This window comes from Streptomyces sp. NPDC051909, from assembly GCF_040681095.1.
GTDB lineage: Bacteria > Actinomycetota > Actinomycetes > Streptomycetales > Streptomycetaceae > Streptomyces.
In genome coordinates this window covers 93,679-103,818 of the sequence record NZ_JBFAYA010000022.1, presented here as the reverse complement: position 1 = coordinate 103,818, position 10,140 = coordinate 93,679, and the positions used below count along the sequence as shown (strand labels likewise).

Annotated in this window: 7 protein-coding genes and 1 pseudogene; 4 read left to right on the top strand and 4 right to left on the bottom strand. The window is 72.5% G+C overall.

Translation table 11 applies throughout. The features are described 5' to 3' along the window. Positions 1 to 1,565: pseudogene (locus AB0M18_RS29000) on the top strand (AfsR family transcriptional regulator); the annotation flags it as partial. Positions 1,566 to 1,599: 34 nt separating this feature from the next. Here AB0M18_RS29000 and AB0M18_RS28995 read toward each other — a convergent pair. The 3 genes from AB0M18_RS28995 to panB all read right to left on the bottom strand — a co-directional run bounded on the left by AB0M18_RS28995 (position 1,600) and on the right by panB (position 4,412). Then, positions 1,600 to 2,451 carry an ABC transporter permease gene (locus tag AB0M18_RS28995; protein WP_365763100.1) on the bottom strand — a complete coding sequence of 284 codons (852 nt, stop codon included), beginning with the start codon at positions 2,449 to 2,451 and terminating at the stop codon, positions 1,600 to 1,602. Next, the gene (locus tag AB0M18_RS28990) at positions 2,448 to 3,449 is read right to left on the bottom strand and encodes an ATP-binding cassette domain-containing protein (RefSeq protein WP_365763098.1); all 1,002 of its coding nucleotides are present in this window, start codon (positions 3,447 to 3,449) and stop codon (positions 2,448 to 2,450) included. Before AB0M18_RS28990 ends, AB0M18_RS28995 begins: the two co-directional genes overlap by 4 nt. Positions 3,450 to 3,548: 99 nt before the next feature. Then, positions 3,549 to 4,412, bottom strand: a complete 864-nt coding sequence (gene panB, locus AB0M18_RS28985; protein ID WP_365763096.1) for a 3-methyl-2-oxobutanoate hydroxymethyltransferase — start codon at positions 4,410 to 4,412, stop codon at positions 3,549 to 3,551. 240 nt (positions 4,413 to 4,652) lie between these two features. On the opposite strand from panB, the gene AB0M18_RS28980 reads away from it, so the two are divergent. The 3 genes from AB0M18_RS28980 to AB0M18_RS28970 all read left to right on the top strand — a co-directional run bounded on the left by AB0M18_RS28980 (position 4,653) and on the right by AB0M18_RS28970 (position 8,274). Further along, the gene (locus tag AB0M18_RS28980) at positions 4,653 to 6,296 is read left to right on the top strand and encodes an MFS transporter (RefSeq protein WP_365763094.1); all 1,644 of its coding nucleotides are present in this window, start codon (positions 4,653 to 4,655) and stop codon (positions 6,294 to 6,296) included. Positions 6,297 to 6,392: 96 nt separating this feature from the next. Beyond that, a complete protein-coding gene (locus AB0M18_RS28975) occupies positions 6,393 to 7,031 on the top strand; it encodes a TetR/AcrR family transcriptional regulator (RefSeq protein ID WP_365763108.1) in 639 nt (212 codons plus the stop codon). A 193-nt stretch (positions 7,032 to 7,224) separates the two neighbouring features. Next, complete coding sequence (locus tag AB0M18_RS28970) at positions 7,225 to 8,274, top strand: endonuclease/exonuclease/phosphatase family protein (RefSeq protein WP_365763092.1); 1,050 nt, start codon at positions 7,225 to 7,227, stop codon at positions 8,272 to 8,274. A gap of 26 nt (positions 8,275 to 8,300) precedes the next feature. On the opposite strand, the gene AB0M18_RS28965 is transcribed toward AB0M18_RS28970, so the two are convergent. Further along, positions 8,301 to 10,064 (bottom strand): NAD+ synthase, encoded by a 1,764-nt coding sequence (locus AB0M18_RS28965; RefSeq protein ID WP_365763090.1) that lies wholly within the window; start codon positions 10,062 to 10,064, stop codon positions 8,301 to 8,303. Positions 10,065 to 10,140 lie beyond the last annotated feature (76 nt).

Sequence of the window (10,140 nt, the reverse complement as noted above, 5' to 3'; positions counted from 1 at the left end):
GGATGCGCTACCGGCTTCTGGAGACCGTCGCCGAGTACGCCGGTGAGCGGCTCGACGAGGCCGGGGACCGGGGTGCGACCGAGCGGCGGCACCTCGTGCACTACCGGGAGCTCGCCCGGCTCACCGACCCCGAGCTGCGGAACGGGCGGCAGCTCGCCGCCGTCGCGCGGTTCTCCGTCGAGTACGGGAATCTGCGGACCGCGCTGCGGCGGGCCGTCGCGGCGCGGGACGAGCAGGAGGGGCTGGTGCTCGTGCACGCGCTGGTGTGGTTCTGGACCATGCGCGACCTGCGGGCCGACGCGCTGCACTGGGCGGAGGCGGTCGCCGCGCTCGGGCCCGATCCGTTCGGGCCGGGGATGGCGCCCGCCGTGCCGCTGTACGAGCCGGTCACGGCCGCGCCGCCGCCGCTGGACGAGGACCGGCTGTGGGAGGCCCGGCGCGGGGTGCGGCTGGTCGAGCTGATGAACATGGACCACGAGACCGGGCGCTGGACCACCCCCGAGGGCGTCGAGCGGCTGCGGCGGATCAACGCCGTGTACCCGCCGGGACTGCCGCAGACCTGCCGGCTGCCCGGCTCCTTCACGGTCTTCGCCGTGCTCCTCATCGCCGAACCGGGCAGCATGGGCAGGGCCCTGGACGCGCATGTGGCGGCCTGCCGGGAGTACGGCTACGAGTGGGAGCTCGCCAACGCCCTCCAGCTGCGCGCCAACATGCTGGCCAACCGCGCCGACCTGGCCGGGCAGGCCGCCGCCGACGCCGAGGAGAGCCTGGAGATCTTCGTACGGCTCGACGACGCGTGGGGCGCGGCGGAGGCGCTGTCGTCCCGGGCCGAGGCCCGCGAGCGGCGGCTCGAATTCGAGGGCGCCGCCGAGGACTTCGCGGCCGCCATCGGGTACGCGGAGCGGATCGGCGCCCAGTCGCAGATGGCGCTGCTGCGCGCCCGCTACGCCGACATGCTGATGGAGACCGGCGGCCAGGAGGAGGCGGAACGCATCCTGCGCGCGGTCGTCGACGGGCAGCACGGGCGCGGGCACGAGCCGATGCTCGCGGCCCGGATCTTCCTGGCGCTGCTCCTCGGACGCACCGGGCGCACGGCGGAGGCCCGCGTCCATCTGCGGCGCCTGCTCGACGAGTTCAGCTCCGAGACCTTCTCGATCTTCGAGGGCTTCACGCTCGGCAGCCTGGGCTGGGTGGACGTCCTCGACGGGCGGTACGCGTCGGCCTTCGGCCTGGCCCGGCAGGCGTACCGGCGCTCGCTGGGCGGTCTGTCGATGATGGTCGCGCCGCAGATGCTGGCGATCCACCTGATCGTCGCGGCCTGGGCGCTGGCCGGGATCGGCGGCCCGGGGGCCCGTACGGCGGCCGTGCTGCTCGGCGCGTACGAGGGGCTGCTGCCGCCCGGGCATCTGTCCCCGCCGATCGAGCGGCGGAACCGCGAGCGGGCGACCGCGCTCACCCGGGCCGCGCTCGCCGACGACGCCGCGTTCGAGGCCGCGTACGCCGAGGGCGGCGGCCTCTCCCTTGAGGAGGCCGCCGCCCTGCTCGAACGCGCCGACGCGATCTGAGGCGCGCCGAGTACCGTTCCCCCGCGTCGGCGGGTCAGGTCTTCTTACGGAACCTGGACACCGCGAGCGGCGCCATGACCACGGTGATGCCGGCCGCCCAGGCGAGCGTCATCCACACCGAGTGGGCGACCGCGCCGCCGTTGATCAGGGCGCGGGCGGCGTCGGCCAGGTTGGACAGCGGGTTGTACTCGGTGAAGGTCTGCAGCCAGCCGGGCATCGTGGTCGGCGCGGCGAAGATCGACGAGCCGAACTGCAGCGGCATCAGGACCAGCATGGCCATGCCCTGGACGGCCTGGGCCGTCTTCATGGTGAGGCCGAGCAGGATGAAGATCCACATCAGGGCGGCTCCGAAGGCCAGCGACAGACCGATCGCCGCGAGGAGGTGGAGCACCGAGGTCTGGATCTGCAGGCCGAGCAGGAAGCCCATGCCGAGCAGGATCGAGGTGGCGATCAGCATGCGGCCGATCTCGACGACGATCTTCGCGATGAGGACCGAGGAGCGGGCGATCGGCATGGTCCGGAACCGGTCCATGACGCCCTTCTTGAAGTCGTCGTTGATGCCGGTGCCGACGCCCATCGCGATGTTCATGCCCATCATGGCCATCAGGCCGGGCACCAGGTAGTTCACGTACACCTGCTGGTTGCCCTTGCCGGCCATGGCGCCGCCGAAGACGTACGTGAACAGCAGGATGAAGATGACCGGCATCAGGACGGCGTCGAACATCGACTCCGGGTCCTGCTTGATCTGCAGCGCGTTGCGGCGGGCCAGGGCGCCGATGTGGCGGAGGTTGGCCCGCAGGCCGATCCGGCCGTCGGCGGCGCCGGTGGTCCGCTTGGCGGGGGCCGGCGCGGGGGTGGGCGTACGGGTGGCCGTGGTCGTGCTCATGCGGCGACCTCCTCGTGGTGCGCGTCGGAAACGGGCGTCTTCTCGCCGGTGATGGCGAGGAACACCTCGTCCAGGCTGGGCAGATGGGTGCCGATGTGGGCGATACCGTAACCGCGGGCGCCGAACAGGCCCACGACGGCGGTCAGTTGCTCGTCGCTGAGGATCGGCACGTACAGCGCGCCCTCGTCGGGGACGACGGTCGCGCCGGCGACCCCGTCCAGACCGGTCTCGCGCAGCGCCGCCGCCATGGCGGACAGGTCGCCCGGGTCGGCCGGCCGGACGGTGAGGGTGCGGCCGCCGACCCGGGCCTTGAGCTCGTCGACCCCGCCCCGGGCGATGACCCGGCCGCGGTCGATGACGGTCAGCTCGCTCGCGAGCTGCTCCGCCTCCTCCATGTACTGGGTGGTGAGCAGCACCGTGGCGCCCTCGGCGACCATCCGCTGCACCTCGTCCCACACCTCGTTGCGGGTGCGCGGGTCGAGGCCGGTGGTGGGCTCGTCCAGATAGAGCACGGAGGGCTGCCCGATCATCGAGGCGGCCAGGTCGAGACGGCGCCGCATGCCGCCGGAGTAGTTCATCGCGGGGCGCTTGGCGGCCTCGGTGAGCGAGAAGCGCTCCAGCATCTCGTCGGCGCGGCGGCGGGCGTCCTTGCGGGAGAGGTCGAGCAGCCGCCCGATCATGTAGAGGTTCTCCCAGCCGGACAGCTTCTCGTCGACCGAGGCGTACTGGCCGGTGAGGCCGATGACGCGGCGCAGCTGGCGGGGCTGGCGCACCACGTCGTAACCGGCGACGACGGCGGTCCCGGCGTCCGGGACGATGAGGGTGGACAGGCAGCGGACGAGGGTGGTCTTGCCGGCGCCGTTGGGACCGAGGACGCCGAGGACGGTGCCCTCGCGGACGTCCAGGTCGATCCCGTCGACCGCCTTCGTCTCGCCGAAATGCTTCACGAGGCCCCGGACCTCGACGGCGTTGGTGTGTGATCGCGTCATGTCCACCATGGAACACGGGCCCACCGACAGCGCACCGACAGACGGCCGACAGCCCGCCGACGGGGGACGGTCGGCGGGCTGTCAGGTGTTACCGGAGCGGTCGGCGGGTCAGTGGAAGGTGTGCTCCTCGGCGGGGAACGCCCCGCCGGCCACGTCCTCCGCGAAGGCCTTGGCGGCGTCGCCGAGGGTCTCGCGCAGGTTGGCGTACTGCTTGGTGAAGCGCGGCACCTTGCCGCCGGTCAGACCGGCCATGTCGGTCCACACGAGGACCTGCGCGTCGGTGTCCGGGCCGGCGCCGATGCCGATGGTGGGGATGTGCAGCGAGCGGGTCACCTCGGCGGCCAGCTCGGCCGGGACCAGCTCCAGGACCACGGCGAAGGCGCCCGCGTCCTGCGCGGACTTGGCGTCGCGCAGCAGCTTGTGGGCGGCCTCGTCGGAGCGGCCCTGCACCCGGTAGCCCATGGTGTTGACGGACTGAGGGGTCAGGCCCAGGTGGGACATGACGGGGATGCCGGCCTGGACGAGCAGCTCGGTCTGCGGCAGTGAACGCTCGCCGCCCTCCAGCTTGACCGCGCCGACGCCCGCGTCCTTGACCAGCCGGGTGGCGTTGCGCAGGGCCTGGACGGGGCCCTCCTGGTACGAGCCGAAGGGGAGGTCGCCGACGACGAGGGCGCGCCGGGTGCCCCGGACGACGGCGGCGGACAGCAGGGTCATCTCGTCCATCGTGACGGGCACGGTGGTGTCGTAGCCGAGATGGCAGTTGCCCATCGAGTCGCCGACGAGGATCACCGGGATGCCGGCCTCGTCGAAGACGGAGGCGGTCATGGCGTCGTAGGCGGTGAGCATGGGCCACTTCTCGCCGCGGGTCTTGGCGGCGGCGATGTCGTGGACGGTGATGCGGCGGGTGCCCTTCCCTCCGTACAGCGCCTTGCTGCTGTCGGCGGGCGGTTTCTGGGCAGCCTGAAGCGTCATGGTGAACGGCTCCTTCTGTCATCTCGAGGCGCCCTGTGGCGTCCCCGGACCACATCCATGGTGGCACTTTCCGGGCCGGACGGGGAAGCGGGGCGGGGGTGGGTGTCGGCGTGGCGCTGTTCACACCACCGCAACGTGGAGACGCCGTCCGCAACGCGAAGACCCGCCGCAACGTAAAGACTCCGTCAGCTTTTCCGATACGAGACGGTCTCGTATCGAAATGGGTCTAGGGTGGGGGCCATGTCTCAGCCGTCCCCTGTCTCCGCCGGCCCCGCGGGCCCGGCCGGCCCCGGAGCGCCGCACCGCGTTCCCGAGGCCGTGCACCGTCGCCGCTGGGCGATACTCGGCGTGCTCATGCTCAGTCTGCTGATCGTCGTCCTCGACAACTCGATCCTGAACGTCGCCGTCAAGACCATCGCCAGCCCCTCGCCCACCGGCATCGGCGCCACCCAGAGCGAGCTGGAGTGGGCGATCAACTCCTACACGCTCGTCTTCGCCGGCCTCCTCTTCACCTCCGGCCTGCTCGGCGACCGCCTCGGCCGCAAGCGGATCCTGCTCTTCGGCATCACCGTCTTCGGCATCGGCTCCGCGCTCGCCGCGTTCTCCACCGGCCCCGGCGAGCTCATCGCCTACCGGGCCGTGATGGGCCTCGGCGCCGCCTTCGTCATGCCCGCCACCCTCGCCGTCCTCATGAACGTCTTCGAGCGCGACGAACAGCCCAAGGCCATCGGCATCTGGGCCGGCAGCGTCGGGCTCGCCATCGCCGTCGGCCCCATCACCGGCGGCATCCTCCTGGAGCACTTCTGGTGGGGCTCGATCTTCCTGGTCAACGTGCCCGTGGTGCTCCTCGCCCTGGCCCTGATGGCCTGGCTCGTCCCCGAGTCCAAGGACCCCAGGCCCGGCCGCATCGACCTGCCCGGCGTGCTGCTCTCCGTGCTCGGCCTCGTGCTGCTCGTGTACGGCATCATCCGCGGCGGCGAGCTCGCCAGCTTCACCGACGTCGGCGTGCTGCTCCCGGCCCTCGCCGGCCTCGCGGTCCTCGTCGGCTTCGTGCTGTACGAGAAGCGCGCCGACCATCCGGCGCTCGACGTCTCGTACTTCCGCAAGCCCGCCTTCTCGGCCGCCGTCGCCGCCATCGCGCTGGTCTTCTTCGCCCTCATGGGCGTGACCTTCTTCTCCGCCTTCTACCTGCAGAGCGTCCGCGGCTACAGCGCCCTGGAGTCCGGCCTGCTGATCCTGCCGCTCGCCATCGCCCAGATGGTGTTCGCGCCCCGGGCCCGCCTCGTCGTGGAGCGCTTCGGCGCCAAGGCCGTCTGCACCGTCGGCATGCTCGCCGTGGCCGTCGGCCTGGCCGCCTTCGCCTTCTTCGACGCGGGCACGCCCGTGTGGGTCCTGGAGATCGTCTTCTTCCTGCAGGGCGCGGGCATGGCCCACATCATGCCGCCGGTCACCGTCGCCGTGATGCAGTCGCTGCCCCGCGAGAAGGCCGGCTCCGGCTCCGCCGTCAACAACACCTTCCGGCAGGTCGGCGGCGCGCTCGGCGTGGCCGTCCTCGGTTCCGTGCTCTCCAGCACCTACCGCGGCGAGATCGAGGGGCACCTCGGCGCCGTCCCGGCCGCGCTGCGCGACACCGCCGGGGAGTCCATCGAGGCCACCCTCGCCGTCGCCGAGAAGCTCGGCCCGGCGGGCCGCGGCCTGGTCACCCCGGCGTACGACGCCTTCCTCGACGCGATGCACGTCACCGCGATCGGCTCGGCCGCCGTCGCCGTGCTCGGCGCCGTCGTGGTCGCCGTCTTCCTGCCCGGCCGCACCCCCGAGGGCGAGGGCCCGGCGGCCGCCGTCCCCGGCAGCCGCGCGGAAGCGGGAGAATCGGTTCCGAGGTAGGCGTCGGGCCGGCGGAGCGGGCCCAGGAGGAGAGGCGGAACGGACGTGTCGCAGCGCTCGCAGCAGGACGGCGGGGCAGCACCTGCCCCTGCGCCCGTGCCCGATCCCGCCCCCGGCGCCGACTGCCCGGGCCCGGAGGGCGGGGCGGTACGGCGCGGCCGGCCCCGCAGCGAGGCCGTCGACCAGGCCATCCTCGACGCGGTGATCGAGCTCCTGGAGAGCGGCCAGGCGCTCTCCGACCTGTCCATCGAGAAGATCGCCCGCACCGCCGGGGTCGGCAAGGCGACCATCTACCGCCGCTGGTCCGGCAAGGACGAGCTCTTCGTCGACCTGCTGCGCGCCGTCGAACCCCCGGACCCGGTGCTGCCCGGCACCTCGGTCCGGGACGACCTCCTGGTCTTCCTCGAATCGCTGCGGCAGCGCGGGCTCGCCAAGCGCAGCTCCACGCTGCTGCACAGCGTCTTCGCGCAGATGCAGCTCTACCCCAAGCTGTGGGACGCCTACCACCAGTGCGTGATCGAGCCGCGCCGCCGGATGGGCCTGGACGCCATCCGGCGCGGCATGGAGCGCGGCGAACTGCGCACCGACCTCGACCTCGAACTCGTCAACGACCTCTTCGTCGGGCCGGTGCTGCTGCGTACCGTCCTCCGCCCCGGCGCGCCCCTCGACCCCGACCTTCCGGAGCAGATCGTCGACGCCGTCCTCACCGGTCTGCGCCCGCCGGGGCGGTCCTGACGGCGAGTGAGCGACCCGGACGAATGTGCGCGTTCTGTCACAGCCCGCCGCCCCGCGCCACCTGCAGGAACCCGCCACGCGCGGGTGTCGTCCCTCGATGCGTACGACCGACCCGCGATCGCCTAGTGTCGGGACCGGGTCGCACAGCAAGGCAGCAAGGCAGCAAGGCAGCAAGGCAGTGAGGACGGCAGCGATGGCGCGGGTGGACATGACGGAGACCGAAGACGGCGGAACGCCGGGCGACCAGGGCTCCGTCTCCCGGCCCGCGGCCCGGCCCGGGGGCCGATTCGCCCGTTGGCTCGGCGGTTGGCGCGGCGACCGCGGGATCTGGCGCCGGGGCGTCCTCCTCGCGCTGTGCGCCGTACTCGTCGCCCTGGTCATGGTGTTCCACGCCGACATCCCCAACCGGGTGGGCAACCTGGGCAGTCTGATCGAGACCTTCCTGCCGTGGTTCGGTCTGTCCGTGCCGCTGCTGCTGGTGCTCGCGCTGCTGAGGCGCTCCGCGACCGCGCTGATCGCGCTGGTCCTGCCGGCCGTGGTCTGGCTCAACCTCTTCGGCGGGCTCGTCGTCGACAAGTCGGAGTCCGGCGGCGACCTCACCGTCGTCTCGCACAACGTGAACGCCGACAACCCCGACCCCGCGGGCACCGCCCGCGACCTGGCCGCCTCCGGCGCCGACGTCATCGCCCTGGAGGAGCTCAAGGGCGACATGGTCCCGGCGTACGAGCAGGCCCTCGCCGCCGCCTATCCGCACCACTCGGTGCAGGGCACGGTCGGCCTGTGGAGCAGGTACCCGCTGCGCGACGCCCGTCCGGTCGACATCCGGCTCGGCTGGACCCGCGCCATGCGCGCCACCGTCGCCGCCCCGGCCGGCGAGGTCGCCGTGTACGTCGCCCATCTGCCCTCCGTACGCGTCAAGATGAACGCCGGCTTCACCGCGACCCAGCGCGACGACAGTGCCGACGCCCTCGGCGAGGCCATCTCCCACGAGCGGAACAAGCGGGTCGTGCTGCTCGGCGACCTCAACGGCACCATGAACGACCGCGCCCTCAACGGCGTGACCTCCCAGCTCCGTTCCACCCAGGGCGCGGCCGGCGACGGCTTCGGCTTCAGCTGGCCGGCGTCCTTCCCGATGGCCCGCATCGACCAGATCCTGGTGCGCGACCTCGAACCGATGGCGTCCTGGACGCTGCCGGGGACGCGGAGCGACCACCTTCCGGTGGCCGCCCGCGTCAAGCTGTAGCCGTCACGCCGCGGTCCGGCCCCGGCTCAGGAGGTCTTCTCCCGCCACCGGTTGGTGATGGGCAGCCGGCGGTCCTTGCCGAAGCCCTTCGCGGAGATCTTCGTACCCGGCGGGTACTGGCGCCGCTTGTACTCGGCGATGTCGACCATCCGCAGGGTCCGCGCCACCAGTTCGGCGTCGAACCCGGCCGCCACGATCTCGTCCCGGCCCCGGTCCCGGTCCACGTACAGCTCCAGGATCCGGTCCAGGACCCCGTAGTCCGGCAGCGAGTCCGTGTCGACCTGCCCCGGGCGCAGCTCCGCGCTCGGCGGCTTGGAGATGGAGCTCTCTGGGATCGGCGGGGTCTGGCCGCGCTCCTCGGCGGCCCGGTTGCGCCAGCGCGCGAGCCGGAAGACGTCCGTCTTGTAGACGTCCTTGATGGGGCCGTACGCGCCGACCGAGTCGCCGTACAGCGTCGAATAGCCCACCGCCAGCTCGGACTTGTTGCCCGGTGCGAGCACGATGTGGCCCTCCTCGTTGGAGAGCGCCATCAGCATCGTGCCGCGCAGCCGCGACTGGAGGTTCTCCTCGGCGAGGCCGGTGAGCGCCAGGGCGCCCATGTACGCGTCGAACATCGGCTCGATGGACACCGTGCGGAAGTTCAGGCCGGTGCGCCGGGCCAGTTCGGCGGCGTCGCCGCGCGAGTGGTCGGAGGAGTACTTCGAGGGCATCGACACCCCGTACACGTTCGCCGCGCCGAGCGCGTCGCAGGCGATCGCGGCGACGAGCGCCGAGTCGATGCCGCCGGACAGGCCGATCAGGACCGAACGGAAGCCGTTCTTGGCGACGTACGCGCGCAGGCCCACGACAAGCGCCGAGTAGACCTCCTCGTCGTCGTCGAGCCGGTCCGCGAAGCCGCCCGTCACCTCCGGCTCGTACGCCGGCAGCGGCTCCTCGGAGATCACCGCCCGGTCGATCCGCAGCCCGTCGTCGACCACCCCGGCCGGGGCCTCGGCGAGCGGGGCGGCGGCGGGCAGGTCGAGATCGAGGACCAGGCAGCCCTCGCTGAACTGGGGGGCGCGTGCCAGGACGTCGCCGGTCGCGTCGACGACGATCGAGTCGCCGTCGAAGACCAGTTCGTCCTGCCCGCCCATCATGGCCAGGTAGGCCGTGGTGCAGCCGGCCTCCTGGGCGCGCTTGCGGACCAGTTCGAGCCGGGTGTCGTCCTTGTTGCGCTCGTACGGGGAGGCGTTGACCGAGAGCAGCAGCCCGGCCCCGGCGCTGCGCGCCGCCGGCACCCGGCCGCCGTCCTGCCACAGGTCCTCGCAGATCGCGAGGGCCACGTCCACGCCGTGGACGCGCAGCACGGGCAGGGTGTCGCCCTGCACGAAGTAGCGGTACTCGTCGAAGACCCCGTAGTTCGGCAGGTGGTGCTTGGCGAAGCGCAGCACCACCTCGCCGCGGTGCAGCACCGCCGCCGCGTTCTCGGGCGACCCGGCGGGCCGGCCGAGCCGGGGCACGTCCCGTTCGGAGCGGTCGAGATAGCCCACGACCACGGGCAGTTCGCCGAGCCCCTCGTCGGCGAGCCGCCGCCCGAGCGCCGCGAGGGCGGACCGGGAGGCCTCGACGAACGAGGGGCGGAGGGCCAGGTCCTCGACGGGGTACCCGGTGAGCGTCATCTCGGGGAACGCGACGAGGTGCGCCCCCTGGGCGGCGGCGTGCCGGGTCCAGTGGACGACGGCCTCGGCGTTCCCGGCGAGGTCGCCGACGGTGGAGTCGATCTGATTCAGGGCGAGGCGTAGTTGAGGCACGCGCACAGTTTATCGTCAACTCGACGCTATGTCCCGCGGATGGCCGCACCGACCCGGCCGGCAGTCGGGTTCCGGC